The sequence below is a fragment of the Streptomyces kronopolitis genome (assembly GCF_050953795.1).
Taxonomy (GTDB): Bacteria; Actinomycetota; Actinomycetes; order Streptomycetales; family Streptomycetaceae; genus Streptomyces; species Streptomyces kronopolitis_A.
The window spans coordinates 6,248,108-6,267,387 of sequence record NZ_CP191850.1 but is presented as its reverse complement, the minus strand read 5'-3'; the positions used below and the strand labels follow the sequence as shown (position 1 = coordinate 6,267,387).

Here is a 19,280-nt window from a genome sequence, read left to right as displayed (position 1 = left end):
CTGGACGACCCTCGCAACTCTCCTGAACTGACCGAGTCTCCGCAATGCCGGGAAACAGTCAGCTTCGGCGGGCCTCCGGGCGGTGGGGATTCACCCGATGGGGTGCGGCCGCGCTCATGCCGATGGGCCGGGCGGAACATCCGTACGGATGACCGGCCGGCCCATCGGCGGCGGCTGCGGAATCAGTCGCGGGCGGCCTCGGCCGGCTCGGCCGCGCCCTGCGGGGCGTCCGAACGGAGCGGGGACTGCGACTGGCCGTCGATCTTGGAGACCAGGCCGGTCACCTGGCGCGCGATGTCCGGCGCGGTGAGCCCGATCTCCGCCATGACCTCCTTGCGGGAGGCGTGGTCGAGGAACCGCTCGGGGATGCCGAAGTCACGCAGCGGCAGGTCCACGCCGGCGTCCCGCAGGGCCTGGGCGACGGCCGAACCGACGCCGCCGGAGCGGACGTTGTCCTCGACGGTGACCACGACGCGGTGGGCGGCGGCGAGCCCGGGCAGCGCCGGGTCGACCGGCTTGACCCAGCGCGGGTCGACGACCGTGGTGGAGATGCCCTGCTTGTCGAGCAGGTCGGCGATCTCCAGGCACATCGGGGCGAGCGCCCCGACCGACACCAGCAGGACATCGGGCCGCTTGACGCCGTCGGCCGGCTCGCGCAGCACGTCCATCCCGCCGACGCGCCCGACGGCCTCGACGGCCGGGCCGACCGCGCCCTTGGAGTAGCGCACGACGGTGGGCGCGTCATCGACCTCGACGGCCTCGCGCAGCTGGGCGCGGACCTGGTCGGCGTCGCGCGGCGCGGCGATCCGCAGGCCGGGGACGACCTGGAGGATCGACATGTCCCACATGCCGTTGTGGGAGGCGCCGTCGGTGCCGGTGACCCCGGCCCGGTCCAGCACGAAGGTGACCCCGCACCTGTGCAGCGCCACGTCCATCAGCACCTGGTCGAAGGCGCGGTTGAGGAAGGTGGCGTAGACCGCGAAGACCGGGTGCAGGCCGCCGGTTGCCATGCCCGCCGCGGAGACCGCCGCGTGCTGCTCGGCGATGCCGACGTCGTAGACCCGGTCGGGGAAGGCCTTGGCGAACTTGTCCAGTCCGACGGGCTGCAGCATGGCCGCCGTGATGGCGACGATGTCGTCCCGCTCCTTGCCCAGTTCGACCATCTCGTCGCCGAAGACGGACGTCCAGTCCTTGCCGCCCGAGGACAGCGGGAGGCCGGTGTCGGGGTGGATCTTGCCGACGGCGTGGAAGCGGTCCGCCTCGTCCTGGAGGGCGGGCTGGTAGCCGCGGCCCTTCTCGGTGAGGCAGTGGACGATGACCGGGCCGCCGAAGCGCTTGGCGCGCGTCAGGGCGGACTCCAGCGCCTCGATGTCGTGGCCGTCGATCGGGCCGACGTACTTCAGGCCCAGGTCCTCGAACATGCCCTGCGGGGCGATGAAGTCCTTCAGGCCCTTCTTGGCGCCGTGCAGGGTCTCGTACAGCGGCTTGCCCAGGACGGGGGTGCGCTCCAGCAGGTCCTTGCCGCGGGCCAGGAAGCGCTCGTAGCCGTCGGTGGTGCGCAGCGTGGCGAGGTGGTTGGCGAGGCCGCCGATGGTCGGGGCGTAGGAGCGCTCGTTGTCGTTCACGACGATGACGAGCGGGCGGTCCTTGGCGGCGGCGATGTTGTTCAGCGCCTCCCAGGCCATGCCGCCGGTCAGCGCGCCGTCACCGATGACGGCGGCGACCCGGTCGGCCGAACCGCGGACCTCGTTGGCCTTCGCCAGGCCCTCGGCCCAGCCCAGCACGGTGGAGGCGTGGCTGTTCTCGATCACGTCGTGCGCGGACTCGGCGCGGGAGGGGTAGCCGGACAGGCCGCCCTTCGCCTTGAGCTTGGTGAAGTCCTGACGGCCGGTGAGAAGCTTGTGTACGTAGGACTGGTGCCCGGTGTCGAAGAGCACCTTGTCCTTGGGCGAGTCGAAGACGCGGTGCAGGGCGATGGTCAGCTCGACCACACCGAGGTTCGGGCCGAGATGTCCGCCGGTCTTGGACACCTCGTCGACAAGGAAGGTGCGGATCTCCCCGGCCAGCTGCACGAGCTGCTCCGGGCCCAGTCGGTCCAGATCGCGCGGTCCCTCGATACGGGAAAGCAGCGCCCTCCCGTCGCCCGCCACCGCCCCGGCCGGACTCGCTTTGCGCGGCACCTCCTGCACCCCTGCCTCCTTGCTGCTTGCTGCTCGCTGCTTGCTGCCGTGGATCGAGCTTGCCGATCAGATGAGTCTAATGTTGCGTCCGACGCGGCGACGCCCGGGCCTTGCGATGTATGTCACTCGGGTGACACGGGCCGCGGCACACCGTTTTCCCCCGCCGCGTACACGGACCGGCCCCCACCGGATCATGCCCGGTGGGGGCCGCTGCCGTCGAACGGCTGCCGTGATCAGGTACGGCCGGCGGTCTTCTGCGTCCGGCGGGAGACCGAGTCGATCACGACGGCGGCCAGCAGCACCGCGCCGGTGATCATGTACTGGATCTCGCTCGCCATGCCGAGCAGGTTCAGGCCCTGCTGGATGGACTGGATGACCAGCATGCCCAGCAGCGCGGACCAGATCTTGCCCCGGCCGCCGAAGAGGCTGGTGCCGCCGATGACGGCCGCCGCGATGACGTTCATCAGGGTGTTGCCGGAGCCCAGGTTCTTGGTGGCGCCGCCGGAGAGGCTGGCGATGAACAGTCCGCCGAAGGCCGCGAGCATGCCGGAGATGGCGAAGACGCTGATCCGGATCCGGTGCACGTTGATGCCGGCCCGGCGGGCCGCCTCGGCGTTGCCGCCGACCGCGAAGATCTGCCGGCCGTAGGTGGTGCGGCGCACCACGAAGTCGGCGAGGAGCAGGACCGCGAGGAACAGCACCAGGGCCAGCGGCAGGCCGCGGGCGCCGGCCGGCTCGTTCAGGACGTAGGCGACCGCGAAGGCGATCACCGTGACCACGCCGGTGCGCAGCAGGATCTCGCTGAGCGGGCGCGCGGGCAGGGCCGCGGCCTTGCGGCGCCGGCTGTCCAGCAGCAGCGAGCCGGCGTAGGCGAGGACCGCGACCAGCGCCAGGCCGTAGCCGGCGGCCTTGTCCTCGAAGTAGTAGCCGGTGAGGTTCTCCACCACGCTGCCGCTCGGGGTGTTGATGGAGCCCTCGTTGCCCATCATCCAGATCTGCAGGCCGCTCCAGCCGAGGAATCCGGCCAGGGTCACGACGAAGGCCGGCACGCCGATCTTGGCGAAAAAGAACCCGTGCAGGGCGCCGATGGCCAGCCCCGCGACGATGGCGATCAGGACCGCGAGCCAGTCGTTGACGCCCTTGGTGACGCTGAGGACGGCCCACACGGCCGCGCCGACGCCCGCCACCGAGCCGACCGACAGGTCGATCTCGCCGAGCAGCAGCACGAAGACGATGCCGACGGCCATGATCCCGAGGCCGGAGGTGTAGACGCCGATGTTCGCGAGGCTGTCCGCGGACAGGAAGCTGCTGTTCTTGAACTGGAAGACGATCGCGATGACGACCAGGCCGATGACGACCGGCAGCGAGCCCAGCTCACCCCCGCGCACCCGGCGCTTGAAGTCGCCTAGGTAGCCGGCGATGCCCTGCTCGCGGACGAGCAGCCGGGGGTCGACGGCGGCCGGCGGGGTGGCGTCCACGGCGGCCGGTGCGTCCTTCGCGGGGTCGTTCGCCGGCTGCTTGGTGAGGTCACTCATGCCCCGGCCTCCTTCTTCACCTGGTCCGTACGCGCCTGGCGGCGGGTGACGGCGTTGTCCGAGGCGCCGGTGATGGCGGCGATGATCTCTTCGTGGGAGGTGCCCTCGACGTCGAAGACACCGTTGTTGCGGCCCAGCCGCAGCACCGCGACCCGGTCCGCGACGGCCTGCACATCGGCCATGTTGTGGCTGATGAGGATGACACCCAGACCGCGCTCCCGCAGCCGCTCGACGAGGTCGAGGACCTGCGCGGTCTGCTCGACGCCGAGGGCGGCGGTGGGCTCGTCGAGGATGACGACCTTCGGGTCGCCGATCAGTGCCCTGGCGATCGCGACGACCTGGCGCTGACCGCCGGAGAGCGCGGCGACCGGGATGCGGACGCTGGGGATGCGGATGGACAGGGTGTCCAGCAGCTCCTTGGCGCGCTTCTCCATCGCGATCTCGTCGAGGACCCCGGCGGTGCGGATCTCGTTGCCGAGGAAGAGGTTGGCGACGACATCGAGGTTGTCGCAGAGCGCGAGGTCCTGGTAGACGGTGGCCACGCCGAGCTCCTGGGCGTCGTGCGGCTTGCCGATGCGTACCGCGCCGCCCTCCCACTCGATGGTGCCGTCGTCGACCGGGTGGACGCCCGAGATGGTCTTGACCAGGGTGGACTTGCCGGCGCCGTTGTCGCCGACGAGGGCGACCACCTCACCGGGGTGGATCTCCAGGGTGACGTCCGTGAGTGCCTGGACGGCGCCGAACCGCTTGGAGATTCCGCGCAACGCCAGCACAGGCGTAGCGGACACGTGAATCATCTCCTTCGCCGCCGTCACAACGGCGGGGATGTGGTGCGTGGAGCAGGGGGCTTGCGGGGGACGGTCCGGGTGCGCGGCGGCGGGGCGGCGGCGCGGGTGGACCGGGGGCCGGACCGGGGCGGGGAGCGGGTCGGGACAGGGGCCGGTCCGGGGGCCGCGGGGCGGTGCCGCGCGGCCCCGTGTGACCGGGGTGCCGAGGCCGGGGCGCGGGGGCGCCGGAGGCCTGCGGCCGGGAGGGGCGGGATCTGCCGGCCCGGGCCCGTGGGCCGCGGACCGGCGGGGCCTTACTTGATGCCGGCCGCCGCGCAGGCCTTCTTGACGTCGCCGGTGCAGATCTGGCCGGCCTTGTAGACCTTGTCCTTGATGATCGTGGACTCGATGTTGTCCTTGGTCACGATCTGCGCGTCGTAGAGCTTGGCGGGGATGCCCTTGACCTCGCCGCTGAGGCTGTCGACCGTGCGGTCCGTCAGGGAGCCGATCTTCTCGCCCTTGAGCAGCTTGACGGCGATCTCGGCGGTGGAGTCGGCCTGCGGCTTGATCTGCTTGTAGATCGTGAACGCCTGGTCGCCCTTGAGGACCCGCTGCAGACCCGCCAGCTCGGCGTCCTGGCCGCCGACCGGGACCTTGACGCCCTTCTGCTTGAGCGCGGTGATGATGCCGCCGGCCATGCCGTCGTTGCCGGAGTAGACGCCCTGGATGCCGTCCTTGCCGAGCGAGTCGAGGGCCGCGCTCATCTTCTTGTTCGCCTCGTCCGAGGACCAGTCAGGGATGTCCTGCTCATACGCGATCTTCTTGACCTGCTTGTCGAGGACGCTGTGGGCGCCCTTCTTGAAGAACGGCATGTTCGGGTCGGTCGGCGAACCGTTGATCATGACGACATTGCTGTCCTTGGCCTTGTCGCCGAGCGCCTTGACCAGGGCCTGGCCCTGGAGACGGCCGATCTTCTCGTTGTCGTAGGACACGTAGGCGGAGAGCTTGCCCTCGGCCAGCCGGTCGTAGGCGACGACCTTCACGCCCTTCTTGGCGGCCTGGTTCACCCAGGACTTGGTCGCCTTGAAGTCGACGGCGTCCAGAATGATCACCTTGACGCCCTGGGTGATCAGCGCGTCGAACTGCTTCTTCTGGGTCTCGGTGTCCTGCGCCGCGTTGTTGTAGCGCACCGTGCAGTCGCTGCACAGCTGCTTGATCTTCGCCTCCATCAGCGGACGGTCGAAGGTCTCGTAACGCGTGGTCTTGTTCTCCGGCAGGAGCAGACCGATGGTCTTGTTCTCGCCACCACCGGCGGCCTTGCCGCCGCCGGCCTTGCCACACGCGGCCACGGAGAGCGCCATCGAAACGGCGGCAGTGCCTATGACGACGCGACGCGTCCATACGTTCATTGGGGTTGCCTCCCTGACGTGGCCGCGTCGTTGCGGCCGAGGTGGCTGGAAGTCAACTCGGACACCAGCCGACCGTCAAGGAGTAAATCCTTAACGAGATGACAACGGTGCCATGCGTTAGCTGTATGAACTCAGAGCTGTCAGGCCAGGGCCGGGGCGTCCGCCGGCTGCCCGCCGTCCAGCAGGGAGGAATCGCCCATCTCGCTCAGCACCAGCGCCAGCGCGCCCAGCACCTCCGCGCGGCCGCCGAGGGTGCCGGGGACGACCCCCAACTGCCGTGCCGCGCTGGGGATCGCGTAGCGCGAGACCGACTCCCGGATCGGCGCGAGGACCAGCTCGCCGGCCTCGGCGAGGTCACCGCCGAGCACCACTCGGCTGGGATTGAGCAGATTGCACAGATTCGCCACGCCGCTGCCGATATGACGGCCCACGTCCGCGATGACCCGCCGGCAGCCGGGGTCGCCCTCGCGGGCCAGCTGCACCACCCGCGCCATGGTCAGGTCCGGGCCGTGGCTCGGCTGCAGCAGCGGGAGGACGTACCGGGCCGCGGTGAAGGTCTCCAGGCAGCCGCGGTTGCCGCAGCGGCACACCGGACCGGACTCGTCCAGCGTGATGTGCCCGATCTCGCCCGCCGTGCCGCCCGGCCCGCGGTAGATCTGGCCGCTGATCACCAGGCCGGCGCCGACCCCGCTGGCGACCTTGATGTAGGCCAGGTCGGAGGCCCCGCGGCCGCCGCCCCACACCAGCTCGCCCAGCGCGCCCAGGTTGGCGTCGTTGTCGACGTAGACGGGCACCCCCAGGCGCCCGGACAGCTCCCGGCCCGGGTTCGTCCCCGACCAGCCCGGCAGGATCGCCGTCGAGCCCAGCGTCCCGGATTCCACGTCGATCGGCCCGGGCACGCCCAGCCCGACGCCGATGACCTTGCCGGCGCCGATCCCGGTGGCCTCGACCAGCCGGTTGACCAGCTGTTCCGCCCGGTCGAAGCCCTCCGCGGCGGAGGCGTCCACATCGATCGGCTCGGACTGCTCGGCGAGCACCTGATGGGCGAGGTTGCCGACCGCCACCCGCAGATGGGAGTGCCCGAAATCGACCCCCACGACGATGCCCGCGTCGCCGGAGAGCGAGACGCTGCGGGCCCGCCGCCCGCCCGCCGAGGTCGGGGTCACCTCAACGGTCCCGCCGTCCTTCAACTCACGAACGATGTTGGAAACGGTGGCCGCGGACAGCCCGGTGCTCCGGGCGATCTCCGCCTGGGTGAGCGAGCCCGCCATCCGCACCGCGCGGACGACCCGCTCCAGATTGGCCCGGTGCAGCGAGGACTGCGACCCCGGAGTCTCCATTGACTCATTCTCCCGTCTCGGGCCGGGCTCCCCCAGCGGTGACCGGGGAGGCGCGACGACCTCCGGCCGACCGCACCCACACCGTCGGGGGGCGGCCGTCGATTCAACATGTGAACCCTAAGCAGAACTCCAGCCGGGAAGTCCCGTCAAGGCGTTGAGCCCGGCATGATCGACGGCCGGCCCGGCGGAAAGGCCGCGGGGCGGCTCCGTCACCGCGGAGCCGCCCCGGGATGCGCACGTCGGAGCGCTGACAGGCAGCTGCCAGGATGGCGTGAAACAATCGCCGGTACGAACAGAGAGCCGGTTTTGCGGCCGGGGTCCTACTTGAGCGCCCCCGCCGTCAGGCCCGCCTGCACCTGCCGCTGGAAGATGAAGTACACCAGCAGCACCGGCAGCATCGCGATCATCATGCCGGCCATCAGCCCGCCCCAGTCCCCCTCATAGCCCTGCTGGAGCGCGATGTTGGCCAGGCCCTGCGTCAGCACGTACTTGTCCTCGTCCTGGTTGAGGACCATCGGCAGCAGGTACTGATTCCACTGGCCCAGGAAGTTGAAGATCCCGATGCTGATCAGGCCGGGCTTGGCCATCGGCAGCATCACCTGGAAGAACGTCCTGGCGTGCGAGGCACCGTCGATCATCGCCGCCTCCGCCACCGAGGTCGGCAGGGTGCGGAAGAAGGACGTCATGAAGAAGACGGTGAACGGCAGCGAGTAGGCGATGTAGACCGCGATCAGCCCCTGGTAGGTGGCCAGCAGCGGGATCCCGGGGAAGTCCCGCATCACGAAGAACAGCGGGATGACCAGCATGAACACCGGGAAGGACATCCCGGCCACGAAGAGGTAGTAAAGGACGCGGTTGCCCGGGAAGGTGAACCGCGCCAGCACGTAGCCCGCCATGGAGCCGAGCACCATCGTCCCGGTGACCGAACCACCCACCACGATCAGGGTGTTGAGGAACATCTTGCCGATGTTCGCCTTCTCCCAGGCGTTGCTCCAGTTCTCGAAGTGCAGCCGGTCCGGCAGCGACCAGGGCGTGCTGAGAATGTCCCCGCTGCTCTTGAAGGAGCTCCACAGCACCCACAGCAGCGGCATGCCCACCATCAGCGCCCACACGAGGAGCATGCCGTGCGAGAAGACGTTCAGCACGCCGCGCTCGGTGCCCCCGCGGGACGTCCGGGCGCCCTTGCGTCCTTCGGACCGCCGCCCGGCCGCCGCCGGCAGCTTCTCCACCGCATTGGTTTGTGTCGTCATGCGCCCTGCCCCTAGAACTCGATCCGCTCACGGCGCGCGAAGCGCATCGTGAGGACGGCGAACAACAGCGTGACGACGAGCATGGCGACACCCATCGCCGCCGCATAGCCGAACTGGCTGTCACGGAAGGCGGTTTGGTAGAGCCGCAGCGGCACGACATCGGTGGCGCCGTCCGGCCCGCCCATGTTGACCGACATGATCTGCACCAGGGCGAAGGCGTCCATCGCGATGATGCCCATGTAGACCCAGCCGGTCTGCACGGTGTCCCACAGCAGCGGCAGGGTGATCCGGAAGAAGGTGTGGAGCCGGTTGGCCCCGTCCAGCAGCGAGGCCTCGTAGATCTCCCGCGGAATCGAGGCCATGGCGGCGGAGAAGAGCACGACGTAGAAGCCGACATTCGCCCAGACCATCACCACCATGATGCAGGCGAGGGCGATGCTGCGGGTGCCCAGCCAGGAACTCTGCAGCGAATCCAGACCCACCGCGCCGAGCAGGGAGTTGAGCATCCCGTCGTGCGGATCCGGGTTGTAGATGTTGAACCAGATCACCGAGATGATGGTGATCGAGATGACCTGCGGGAAGAAGTAGACGAATTTGTAGAACGAGGCCCCGCGGACGCCGGTGATGAGGGCGCCGCGGCGGGCCCGGCCGCCGACATTGAGCATGAAGGCGAAGAACAGCCCCAGGGCGAGGGTGGCGATCGGGACGAGCACCAGCATCACCACGTTGTGCCGCAGCGCGTTCCAGAACTCGTCACTGTGCAGCAGCTTGTCGTAGTTGGCCAGACCGATGTTCTTGGCGGCGCCGCGCAGGCCGCTCCATTCCGTGGTCGAGATCTGGAATGCCTGGAGGAACGGCGAGATCACAAAGATCCCGTAGAACAGCAGAGGCAGGGCCAGGAACCCCACGATGAATCGGTACTTGCCGTGTTGCATGGCGCTCCCCGGCCCCTCCCTCGTCAGCTGGCGTGTGTGGTCAGGCCTCGCGGTGGAATTTGGTGACGGAGTCGTCCTTGGCGAATTCGTCCGCGTACTGCTGGGCCTTTTTGATCCACTCCGCTGCCTTCATGTCACCGGTCAGCAGCTGGCTGGTGAGCCCGCCCAGCTTCTCGTCGGTCAGCTTCGGGTACCACTCCTGCAGCTGGATCATCAGCAGGTTCTGCCCGCCCGCCGTGACGGCCTCGGCGGCCGAGGAGAGCCCCGGCGAGAGGCGCATGCCCTCGGTCGCGCCCTTGACGGCGGTGAGCGAGCGGACCTTCGTCGCGAAATTCTGCGCGTGCTTCTTCGAGAGCAGAATGCGCAGCAGCTCCATTCCGCCGACCGGGTTCTTGCCGTCCTTCGCCACGATGAACGGCTCGCTGGGCTCGGCACGCAGGGTGCCGTGCGGCATCTTGTCGCCGCTGCCGCCGTTGAACAGCGGGCCGACAGCCATGGCGAAGTCCTTCGGTGTGGTCGGCGAGGCCTCGTTCTCCACCCAGGAGCCGTTGGGGATGAAGACGGCCTTGCCGCGGGTCCAGGCGGTCTGCGACTGGATGTGCGTCAGGCCCTGGCTGCCCTGGAGGAAATAGCCCTTGGCGGCCAGCTCCGCATAGTGCTCGACGACCTGCCGGACCGCGTCGTTCGACGTCCAGGCCTTGGGCTCCAGATTGTCGATGGCGATCCATTTGTCGAGGCCGCCGATCTTGGCGATCTGCGCGAACAAATTGAAGTGGACGTAGTACGGGTACTTGCCCGGATACGTCCAGGGCGCCACGCCCGCCTTCTTGATGTCGCCGCAGAGCTTGATCATGTCGTCGAACGAGGCCGGGTACTCCCAGCCCTTGTCCTTCAGCAGCTTCTGGGAGTACCACGTGCCGTAGACCGTGAACGCGTAGTAGAAGACGTCGAACGCGTCCTTGTGCCTGCCCTTTTCCAGGGTGCTGGGATAGAGCGTGTCCCGGACCTTCTTCTTCGGATCGTCCAGCGACGGCGCGTCGAGCAGCTCCGTCAGATCCTGCAACTGCCCCTGTGCGGAGAGCTTGTTCATGTCCAGGTGGTCGGCGCCGGAATTGTCGATGAGGTCCGGGGGGTTCCCGCCGGCGAAGCGCGGCTGCAGCTTCGGCCCGACCTGCTGCGTTCCGGTGTGCTTGACGGTGACGCCATAGGTCTTGGCAAAGTCGGCCTCGGCGTCCTTGGCGTACTGATCGCCCAGTCCGCCCTTGAAGATGAACGCCTCCAGGGGGGCGCCCTTCTTCACGCCCAGCGGATTCTTCGCCGAGGTCGCGCCCTTGTTCTTGGCGCCCTTGCCGTCGTTGCCGCCACCGCCTCCGGTGGCGCACGCCGACAGCGTTCCCATGGCCGGTACGGCGATGATTCCCAGGGCAGCGGCTCGTTTGACCAGATCGCGACGGTTGAATGAAGAGGTGGATCCCATGCTCAAGTCCTCGCCTTCTTCAGGACTCAGGCGGTGTACCGGAGCCACCCCGGCACCGCGGGTCAGATGAAGCTGAGTTGTGCGGGATGTGCACCGGGCTCGCCAGGGACGTGCGGAGAGGTCATCCGTACCCCGCTATCCCCCCGGATCCACGGCCGTGTCGCACGGCCGGCCGGACGCCGACAGGTATAGTCCACTTCCGGTCGCAGGGGCAAGATCGAGCGCAGGGCCGGGCGGCAGTCTTTCCCTAGTTGAGACCTCCCCGCCATGCGGAGGATTTTCCGGCCGCCGCCACGGGGCTCCCCGGTGACCCGACCGGCCCACCGTTCCCGGCGTCACCCTTGACACCACGGCCCGCACACACGTTACTTATCTCTGCCTTACCTTGGCGCCACCCAACCGACAACGATGTCAACCTGGTTGAGAGGGCTTGCGTGCGGCTCAGACACCGGCACCGTCCAGCGCGGGCGCTCGCCCGCCCCGCCGCCCTCGTGGCGGCCGCTCTGCTCGTTCTCACCGGCCCCCTGCCCACCGGCACGGCCCAGGCCGCACCACCCCGAAGCCCGTACGGCACAACAGAGTTCCACTCCTCCTTCGAGCCCGGCGATCCCGCACCGGACTGGACGGACACCGTCGAGAGCGGCCCCGACGGACGCCCCAGGGCCGCCGGGGTGACCCCGCAGACCACCCCCGCCGCGCCCGGCATGAGCACCCGCACCGACACCGGACCCGAGGACTCCCCCACCGCCAAGGCGCACGCCGGCTTCAGCGGCCGCCATGCGCTGCGCTACGCCGGCACCCACACCGCCGACGGCCACGGCTACGCGTACGACAAGATCTTCGAGGTCAGCGTCCCCGTCACGGCGGCCACTTCGCTCTCCTACGAGATCTTCCCGGAGATGGCACGGAGCGATCCGGACTACCCGGCCACCCACGCCGCCGTCGATCTGGCCTTCACCGACGGCACCTACCTCAGCGAGCTGTCCGCCGCCGACCAGCACGGCGCGCCGCTGACGCCGCAGGGGCAGGGGGCCTCCAAGACGCTCTACGCCAACCAGTGGAACCACCGGGCCGCACGGATCGGCGCGGTCGCCGCCGGCAAGACGGTCGCCCGCATCCTGGTCGGCTACGACGCGCCGAGGGCCCCGCGGACCGCCGCGGCCTTCCGCGGCTGGGTCGACGACATCGACCTGGCCCCCGCGCCCCCGGACAAGCCGCTCGCCCATCTCTCCGATTACGCCCTGACCACCCGCGGCACGCTCTCCAGCGGCAGCTTCTCGCGCGGCAACACCTTCCCCGCCACGGCCGTCCCCAACGGCTTCAATTTCTGGACCCCGGTGACCAACGCGGGCTCGGCCGACTGGCTGTACGAGTACGCGCGGAAGAACAACACCGACAACCTGCCCACCCTGCAGGCCTTCAGCGCCAGCCATGAGCCGAGCCCGTGGATGGGCGACCGGCAGACCTTCCAGGTGATGCCGTCCGTCGCGGACGGTACCCCGGACGCCTCGCGCACCGGCCGGGCGCTGCCCTTCCACCACGGCAACGAGGTCGCGAAGCCGCACTACTACGGCGTGACCTTCGACAACGGCCTCAAGACGGAGATCACCCCGACCGATCACGCCGCGCTGATGCGCTTCACCTTCCCCGGCGACCGGGCGAGCCTGATCTTCGACAACGTCAACGACAAGGGCGGCCTGAGCCTGGACACCGAGCACGGCGCCGTCACCGGCTTCTCGGACGTCCGCAGCGGGCTGTCGGTCGGCGCCACCCGGCTCTTCGTCTACGGCGTCTTCGACGCCCCGGTGACCGGCGGCGGCCGGCTCGGGGGCGGCGGCGGGAAGGACGTCACCGGCTATCTCCGCTTCCGGCCCGGCGCGGACCGCACCGTGACCATGCGGATCGCGACGTCGCTGATCAGCGTGGACCAGGCGAAGGCGAATCTGGACCGGGAGATCCCCGCCGGGGCCACCTTCGACGGCGTCCGGGACCGGGCACAGGCGCAGTGGGACGACCTGCTGGGCCGGATCGAGGTCCAGGGCGCCGGCCGCGACCAGCTCACCACCCTCTACTCCAACCTCTACCGGCTCTACCTCTACCCCAACTCCGGCTTCGAGCAGGTCGGTTCGCGGCGCCGCTACGCCAGTCCGTTCTCCCCGCAGACCGGGCCGGACACCCCGGAGCGCACCGGCTCGAAGATCGTCGACGGTGAGATCTACGTCAACAACGGCTTCTGGGACACCTATCGGACGACCTGGCCCGCCTATTCCCTGCTCACCCCGGAGCGGGCCGGGAAAATGGTCGACGGATTCGTGCAGCAGTACAAGGACGGCGGCTGGATCTCCCGCTGGTCCTCACCCGGTTATGCGGACCTGATGACCGGGACGAGTTCCGATGTGGCCTTCGCGGACGCCTATGCCAAGGGTGTCGGGTTCGATGCCGAGGCCGCCTATGCCGCGGCGGTCAAGAACGCCACCGTCGCCCCGCCGAGCCCCGGCGTCGGCCGCAAGGGCATGGCGACCGCCCCGTTCCTCGGCTACACCAGCACCGACACCCGCGAGGGAATGTCCTGGGCCCTGGAGGGATATCTCAACGACTTCGGTATCGCCCGCATGGGCCGGGCGCTGTACGAGAAGACCAAGAAGCCCCGCTACAAGGAGGAATCGGCGTATTTCCTGGGCCGCGCCCAGAATTACGTCAAGCTCTTCGACTCCAGGGTCGGCTTCTTCCAGGGCAGGGACGCCCGGGGTGACCGGCGGCTGCCCCCGGACCGGTTCGACCCGCGTGTCTGGGGCTACGACTACACCGAGACCAACGCCTGGACCTTCGCCTTCGCCGCCCCGCAGGACACCCGGGGGCTGGCCAACCTCTACGGCGGCCGGGACGGCCTGGCGCGCAAGCTGGACGGCTACTTCTCCACCCCGGAGACCGCGACCCGGGAATTCGCCGGCTCCTACGGCGATGTCATCCACGAAATGACCGAGGCCCGCGACACCCGGATGGGCATGTACGGGCACAGCAATCAGCCCGCGCACCACATCGCCTATCTCTACGACGCGGCCGGCCGGCCCTGGAAGACACAGGAGAAGGTCCGCGAGGTGATGTCCCGGCTCTATCTCGGCAGCGAGTCCGGCCAGGGATACCCGGGCGACGAGGACAACGGCGAGATGTCCGCGTGGTACGTCTTCAGCGCGCTCGGGTTCTATCCGCTGGTGATGGGACAGGGTGAATACGCGGTGGGCTCACCGCTGTTCACCAAGGCCACGGTCCATCTGGAGAACGGCCGCGACCTCACCGTCAACGCCCCGCACAACTCCGCGCGCAACATCTACGTCCAAAAGCTCACGCTCGACGGCAAGCCGTGGAATTCCACCGCCCTGCCGCACCGACTGCTGGCCCGCGGCGGCACCCTGGACTTCACCATGGGCCCCCGGCCGTCCGCCTGGGGCAGCGGCCCGCACGCGGCGCCGACCTCGATCACCCGGGACGACAAGGTCCCCGACCCGCCCCGGGACCTGACCGACCCCGGCGCCGGTCCGCTCTACGACAACACCTCCGACACCTCCGCCGGCCTGACCGGCGCCCCGGTGGACCTCGCCCGGCCCGCCGAGGCCGGGTCGTACACCCTCACCTCGGCGCAGCGCGCCGCGGCACCGTCCGGCTGGACGCTGGAGGGGTCCGCGGACGGGGAGCGGTGGACGCGGCTGGATCGCCGCGAGGGCGAGTCCTTCACCTGGGACCGCCAGACCCGCGTCTTCGCCCTCGCCCGGCCGGGCCGCTACCGCCACTACCGGCTGGTGCCCGACCACGGGGGCACCCTCGCCGAGGTGGAGCTGCTCGGGTCGCCGTAGCCGCCCGGTGCCGCCGGAACGCGGACGGGCCGCACCCCCTCGGCCGAGGGGGTGCGGCCCGTCGCCACCGCCGGCCGTCAGCCGGCGGCCCGGCTCACTTACGGATGAGCGAGCGCAGCACGTACTGCATGATGCCGCCGTTGCGGTAGTAGTCCGCCTCGCCGGGGGTGTCGATGCGGACGACCGCGTCGAACTCGACGCCGCTGTCCGTGGTCACCTTGACGGTGCGCGGCGTGGTGCCGTCGTTCAGCTCGGTCACGCCGGAGACCGCGAAGGTCTCCTCGCCGGTCAGACCGAGGGACTCGGCGGTCCGACCCTCCGGGAACTGGAGCGGCAGGACGCCCATGCCGATGAGGTTCGAGCGGTGGATGCGCTCGTAGGACTCGGCGACGACGGCCTTGACGCCGAGCAGCGCGGTGCCCTTGGCGGCCCAGTCGCGGGACGAGCCGGAGCCGTACTCCTTGCCGGCCAGGATGACCAGCGGGATGCCGGCCGCCTGGTAGTTCTGCGACGCGTCGTAGATGAACGAGACCGGGCCGTCCCCCTGCGTGAAGTCGCGGGTGAAGCCGCCCTCGGTGCCCGGCGCGATCTGGTTGCGCAGACGGATGTTGGCGAAGGTGCCGCGGATCATGACCTCGTGGTTACCACGGCGCGAGCCGTAGGAGTTGAAGTCGCGACGCTCGACGCCGTGCTCGGTGAGGTACTGGCCGGCCGGGGTGTCGGCCTTGATCGCACCGGCCGGGGAGATGTGGTCGGTGGTGACCGAGTCGCCCAGCTTGGCGAGCACCCGGGCGCCGGAGATGTCGGAGACCGGGGTGGTCTCCATCGTCATGCCCTCGAAGTACGGGGGCTTGCGGACGTAGGTCGACTCGGCGTCCCACTCGAAGGTGTTGCCGGTCGGGATCGAGAGCGCCTGCCACTGGGCGTCGCCCGCGAAGACGTCCTGGTAGGACTTGTTGAACATGTCCTCGCCGATGGCGTTCGCCACGACGTCGTTGACCTCGGACTCGGTCGGCCAGATGTCGGCCAGGTGGACCGGCTTGCCGTCCTGGTCGGTGCCGAGCGCGTCCTTGGTGATGTCCACCTTCATGGAGCCCGCCAGCGCGTACGCGACGACCAGCGGCGGGGACGCCAGGTAGTTCATCTTGACGTCGGGGTTGATCCGGCCCTCGAAGTTGCGGTTGCCGGAGAGCACCGAGGTGACGGCCAGGTCGTGGTCGTTGACGGCCTTGGAGACCTCCTCCGGCAGCGGGCCGGAGTTGCCGATGCAGGTGGTGCAGCCGTAGCCGACGAGGTTGAAGCCGACCTTGTCGAGGTACGGCGTCAGGCCCGCCTTGTCGAAGTAGTCGGTGACGACCTTCGAGCCCGGGGCGAGGGTGGTCTTGACCCACGGCTTGCGGGTCAGGCCCTTCTCCACGGCCTTCTTCGCGACCAGCGCGGCGGCGACCATGACGTACGGGTTCGAGGTGTTGGTGCAGGAGGTGATGGCCGCGACCGTCACCGCGCCGTGGTCGATCTCGTAGGTCGAGCCGTCGGGGGCGGTCACGGTGACCGGGTTCGACGGGACGCCGTTGGCGGAGGCCGGCGCGTCGGACGCGGGGAAGGACTCCTTGCCCGCCTCCTCGTCGTCGGCGACGTAGTTGCGCACGTCGACGGCGAACTGCTGCGCGGCGTTCGCGAGGACGATGCGGTCCTGCGGGCGCTTGGGGCCGGCGATCGACGGGACGACCGTGGAGAGGTCCAGCTCCAGCTTCTCGGAGAAGTCGGGCTCGGCGGCCGGGTCGAGCCAGAGGCCCTGCTCCTTGGCGTACGCCTCGACGAGCGCGACCTGCTGGGCGTCGCGGCCGGTCAGACGGAGGTAGTTCAGGGTCTCGTCGTCGATCGGGAAGATCGCGGCGGTGGAGCCGAACTCCGGCGACATGTTGCCGATGGTGGCGCGGTTGGCCAGCGAGGTGGCGGCGACGCCCTCGCCGTAGAACTCGACGAACTTGCCGACGACGCCGTGCTTGCGCAGCATCTCGGTGATGGTCAGCACCAGGTCGGTGGCGGTGGTGCCGGGCTTCAGCTCACCGGTCAGCTTGAAGCCGACCACGCGCGGGATGAGCATCGAGACCGGCTGGCCGAGCATCGCGGCCTCGGCCTCGATGCCGCCGACGCCCCAGCCCAGCACACCGAGGCCGTTGACCATGGTGGTGTGCGAGTCGGTGCCGACGAGGGTGTCGGGGTAGGCCTGGCCGCCTCGGACCATGACCGTACGGGCCAGGTGCTCGATGTTCACCTGGTGGACGATGCCGGTGCCGGGCGGGACGACCTTGAACTCGTCGAAGGCGGTCTGGCCCCAGCGCAGGAACTGGTAGCGCTCCTTGTTGCGGCCGTACTCCAGCTCGACGTTCTGGCCGAAGGCGTCCGTCGTGCCGAACTTGTCGGCGATGACGGAGTGGTCGATGACCAGCTCGGCCGGGGCCAGCGGGTTGATCTTGTCGGCGTCGCCGCCGAGCTCCTTGACGGCCTCACGCATGGTGGCGAGGTCCACGACACAGGGCACGCCGGTGAAGTCCTGCATGATCACGCGGGCCGGCGTGAACTGGATCTCCTGGCTGGGCTGGGCCTGCGAGTCCCAGCCACCGAGCGCCCGGATGTGGTCGGCGGTGATGTTCGCGCCGTCCTCGGTACGGAGCAGGTTCTCCAGCAGCACCTTCAGGCTGTACGGCAGACGGGCGGACCCCTCGACCTTGTCCAGCTTGAAGATCTCGTACGACTCGTCGCCCACCTGCAGCGTGCTGCGGGCGTCGAAGCTGTTCGCCGACACGACAGTCTCCTTCATGCATGAATTCGCGCGTACCACCGCAATGCTGCCGTCACAGCTCCTTGCCCCATCCACTAAGGTAAGCCTAAGTTGGACATGCTCCTACTGGCGCGGCAGCGGTACGCCTCTCGGCAGATATCTCGATGTCGAGATAACTCTAATACATTGCCGCTGCGGGGTCATGCCCTGACCTCGACCGCCTCCGTCACACCGCGCCACACGACGGCTCGCCGACCTGCCCGCCACCCCCTCGCGCACACGACAGAACCGCAGCGGTGAAATCCTGACAGCACTTATATAAATGCTGTTACATTCCCCTCATGGCGACGACGGATCCCGCACCCGACCCCACCCACCACAGCCGCTGGCGGCCGTTGCGGCTGCTCCAGGCCTCGATGGACGCGGAGATCGCCCGGGTCTACGCGGACAAGCAGATCGACGGGCTCAAGCCGAGCTACGTCATGGAACTGCTCCGGCTGCACGCCGAGGGTCCGATGACCATCACGGAGCTGGCCGCGTCGGTCGCGCGGACGCATTCGGCGCTCAGCCAGAAGGTGGCCGCGATGCGCGCGGCCGGCTGGGTCCGGACCGTGCCGGGCGACGACGGACGCAGCAAGAAGGTGACGCTCACGGACGAGGCGCGCCGGGTGGCCGGCCGGCTGGCGGCGGAGTGGCGGGCCACCGAGGCCGCGCTCGCCGAGATCGAGGCGGAGATCCCCTATCCCCTCAGCCGGGTCGTCACCGACATCGAGCGGGCCCTCGACCGCAAGAGCTTCCACGACCGGATCACCGAGAAGCTGGCCGCGGACCCCGCGTGGGAGTGAGGCGGGCCCTTCTCGATGTGCGCCCGCTGCGCTCCTCGGCGCCGTACCGGAGGCTCTGGTGCGGGCAGGCGCTCTCCCGGCTCGGCAGCCAGATGACGCGCGTCGCCGTGATGTACCAGGTCTGGCAGACGACACACAGCACCGCCTGGACCGGCGCGGTGGGCCTGGCCGGGGCCGTACCGCTCCTCGCCCTGGGGCTCTTCGCCGGGTCCGTCGTCGACCGGGTGGACCGGTGCTGCGCGCCGACGGCGGGACCGCGCGCGGCGGGATGTCGAAGCTGGTGCGCGGAGCGCGGGCGGTCGTCGAACGGGCCCTGCTGTTCTCGGGGTTCGCGCCGTTCGCCCGGCTCGTGCTGGTCAACGGCGCGCCCGGGCTGGTCACGGCGCCGGGCGGGGGGCCGCTGTCGGTAATGGGCTTCACCCTCGCCCACGGCAAGGTCGTCGAGATCAACATTCTCGCCGAACCGGCACGGCTGCGGCGGCTGGACCTGACGTTCCTCGACGACGGAGGGAGGGCGGGCGAGGGGCCGTTCGGCACCCCGGCCCTCACCGTCCCGCCAGCCCCGTCCGTACCACCGTGACGATCTCCTCGTCGGAGAGGCCCAGATGGCGGGCCTCGGCGATCAGGCGCTCGGCGGTCTCGCCCAGGCGGGCGCGAGCCGGGGAGGCGGAGCCGGTGACCATCGCGCCGCGGCCGCGGCGGAGTTCGATCAGGCCCTCCTCCTTGAGACGCTGGTAGCCCCGCAGCACCGTATGGACGTTCACGCCGAGCGACGCGGCGAGTTCGCGGGCGGCGGGCAGCCGCTCGCCTGCGTCCACCGTGCCGTCGGCGACGGCGCCGCGGACGCAGGCCGCGATCTGGTCGCCGAGCGGGACGGACGAGCCGGGGTCGACGCGGAAGAGCACC

Annotated in this window: 13 protein-coding genes and 1 pseudogene; 4 read left to right on the top strand and 10 right to left on the bottom strand. The window is 69.6% G+C overall.

All coding sequences use genetic code 11. From position 1 onward, the window contains the following. Positions 1-182 precede the first annotated feature (182 nt). The 8 genes from dxs to ngcE form a co-directional block, all read right to left on the bottom strand. The gene (gene dxs / locus ACQP17_RS27710) at positions 183-2,189 is read right to left on the bottom strand and encodes a 1-deoxy-D-xylulose-5-phosphate synthase (protein ID WP_433858688.1); all 2,007 of its coding nucleotides are present in this window, start codon (positions 2,187-2,189) and stop codon (positions 183-185) included. A 224-nt stretch (positions 2,190-2,413) separates the two neighbouring features. Then, positions 2,414-3,715, bottom strand: coding sequence for a sugar ABC transporter permease (locus ACQP17_RS27705; protein WP_433858687.1), 1,302 nt, complete (start codon positions 3,713-3,715; stop codon positions 2,414-2,416). Continuing rightward, entirely contained in the window at positions 3,712-4,512 is an 801-nt protein-coding gene (locus ACQP17_RS27700; protein WP_433858686.1) for an ATP-binding cassette domain-containing protein, read from the bottom strand. Before ACQP17_RS27700 ends, ACQP17_RS27705 begins: the two co-directional genes overlap by 4 nt. A gap of 284 nt (positions 4,513-4,796) precedes the next feature. Then, complete coding sequence (locus tag ACQP17_RS27695) at positions 4,797-5,891, bottom strand: substrate-binding domain-containing protein (RefSeq protein ID WP_433858685.1); 1,095 nt, start codon at positions 5,889-5,891, stop codon at positions 4,797-4,799. A 140-nt stretch (positions 5,892-6,031) separates the two neighbouring features. Further along, positions 6,032-7,231: an ROK family transcriptional regulator gene (locus ACQP17_RS27690; RefSeq protein WP_433858684.1), complete on the bottom strand. Its 1,200-nt coding sequence runs from the start codon at positions 7,229-7,231 to the stop codon at positions 6,032-6,034. Positions 7,232-7,551: 320 nt separating this feature from the next. Next, the gene (locus tag ACQP17_RS27685; RefSeq protein WP_364875431.1) at positions 7,552-8,481 is read right to left on the bottom strand and encodes a carbohydrate ABC transporter permease; all 930 of its coding nucleotides are present in this window, start codon (positions 8,479-8,481) and stop codon (positions 7,552-7,554) included. 11 nt (positions 8,482-8,492) lie between these two features. Continuing rightward, the gene (locus ACQP17_RS27680) at positions 8,493-9,416 is read right to left on the bottom strand and encodes a carbohydrate ABC transporter permease (protein WP_364875429.1); all 924 of its coding nucleotides are present in this window, start codon (positions 9,414-9,416) and stop codon (positions 8,493-8,495) included. A gap of 40 nt (positions 9,417-9,456) precedes the next feature. After that, positions 9,457-10,893, bottom strand: coding sequence for an N-acetylglucosamine/diacetylchitobiose ABC transporter substrate-binding protein (gene ngcE, locus ACQP17_RS27675; protein ID WP_433858683.1), 1,437 nt, complete (start codon positions 10,891-10,893; stop codon positions 9,457-9,459). Positions 10,894-11,327: 434 nt separating this feature from the next. Here ngcE and ACQP17_RS27670 point away from each other — a divergent pair, with 434 nt between their 5' ends. Beyond that, on the top strand, positions 11,328-14,744 hold the full coding sequence (locus ACQP17_RS27670) for a GH92 family glycosyl hydrolase (protein WP_433858682.1): 3,417 nt from the start codon (positions 11,328-11,330) through the stop codon (positions 14,742-14,744). A gap of 94 nt (positions 14,745-14,838) precedes the next feature. Here ACQP17_RS27670 and acnA read toward each other — a convergent pair whose 3' ends face one another. Further along, positions 14,839-17,553 carry an aconitate hydratase AcnA gene (gene acnA / locus ACQP17_RS27665; protein WP_433858681.1) on the bottom strand — a complete coding sequence of 905 codons (2,715 nt, stop codon included), beginning with the start codon at positions 17,551-17,553 and terminating at the stop codon, positions 14,839-14,841. 317 nt (positions 17,554-17,870) lie between these two features. Between acnA and ACQP17_RS27660 the strand changes: the two genes are divergently transcribed. The 3 genes and pseudogenes from ACQP17_RS27660 (at position 17,871) to ACQP17_RS27650 (ending at position 18,954) form a co-directional block, all read left to right on the top strand. After that, positions 17,871-18,374: a MarR family winged helix-turn-helix transcriptional regulator gene (locus ACQP17_RS27660; protein WP_433858680.1), complete on the top strand. Its 504-nt coding sequence runs from the start codon at positions 17,871-17,873 to the stop codon at positions 18,372-18,374. Further along, positions 18,365-18,607: pseudogene (locus ACQP17_RS27655) on the top strand (MFS transporter); the annotation flags it as partial. The gene ACQP17_RS27660 and the pseudogene ACQP17_RS27655, both read left to right, overlap by 10 nt. Continuing rightward, on the top strand, positions 18,607-18,954 hold the full coding sequence (locus tag ACQP17_RS27650; RefSeq protein WP_433860089.1) for a hypothetical protein: 348 nt from the start codon (positions 18,607-18,609) through the stop codon (positions 18,952-18,954). The pseudogene ACQP17_RS27655 and the gene ACQP17_RS27650, both read left to right, overlap by 1 nt. Here the strand turns inward: ACQP17_RS27650 and ACQP17_RS27645 are convergent. Beyond that, complete coding sequence (locus ACQP17_RS27645; RefSeq protein ID WP_249635780.1) at positions 18,920-19,279, bottom strand: GntR family transcriptional regulator; 360 nt, start codon at positions 19,277-19,279, stop codon at positions 18,920-18,922. The genes ACQP17_RS27650 and ACQP17_RS27645 overlap by 35 nt on opposite strands. Between the last annotated feature and the right edge of the window lies 1 nt (position 19,280).

Excerpts from the sequence above, each read along its gene's own strand:
- ACQP17_RS27705 (WP_433858687.1), bottom strand. The coding sequence starts at position 3,715 with ATGAGTGACCTCACCAAGCAGCCGGCGAACGACCCCGCGAAGGACGCA.
- ACQP17_RS27700 (WP_433858686.1), bottom strand. The coding sequence starts at position 4,512 with ATGATTCACGTGTCCGCTACGCCTGTGCTGGCGTTGCGCGGAATCTCC.
- ACQP17_RS27695 (WP_433858685.1), bottom strand. The coding sequence starts at position 5,891 with ATGAACGTATGGACGCGTCGCGTCGTCATAGGCACTGCCGCCGTTTCG.
- ACQP17_RS27690 (WP_433858684.1), bottom strand. The coding sequence starts at position 7,231 with ATGGAGACTCCGGGGTCGCAGTCCTCGCTGCACCGGGCCAATCTGGAG.
- ACQP17_RS27685 (WP_364875431.1), bottom strand. The coding sequence starts at position 8,481 with ATGACGACACAAACCAATGCGGTGGAGAAGCTGCCGGCGGCGGCCGGG.
- ACQP17_RS27680 (WP_364875429.1), bottom strand. The coding sequence starts at position 9,416 with ATGCAACACGGCAAGTACCGATTCATCGTGGGGTTCCTGGCCCTGCCT.
- ngcE (WP_433858683.1), bottom strand. The coding sequence starts at position 10,893 with ATGGGATCCACCTCTTCATTCAACCGTCGCGATCTGGTCAAACGAGCC.
- ACQP17_RS27660 (WP_433858680.1), top strand. The coding sequence starts at position 17,871 with ATGGCGACGACGGATCCCGCACCCGACCCCACCCACCACAGCCGCTGG.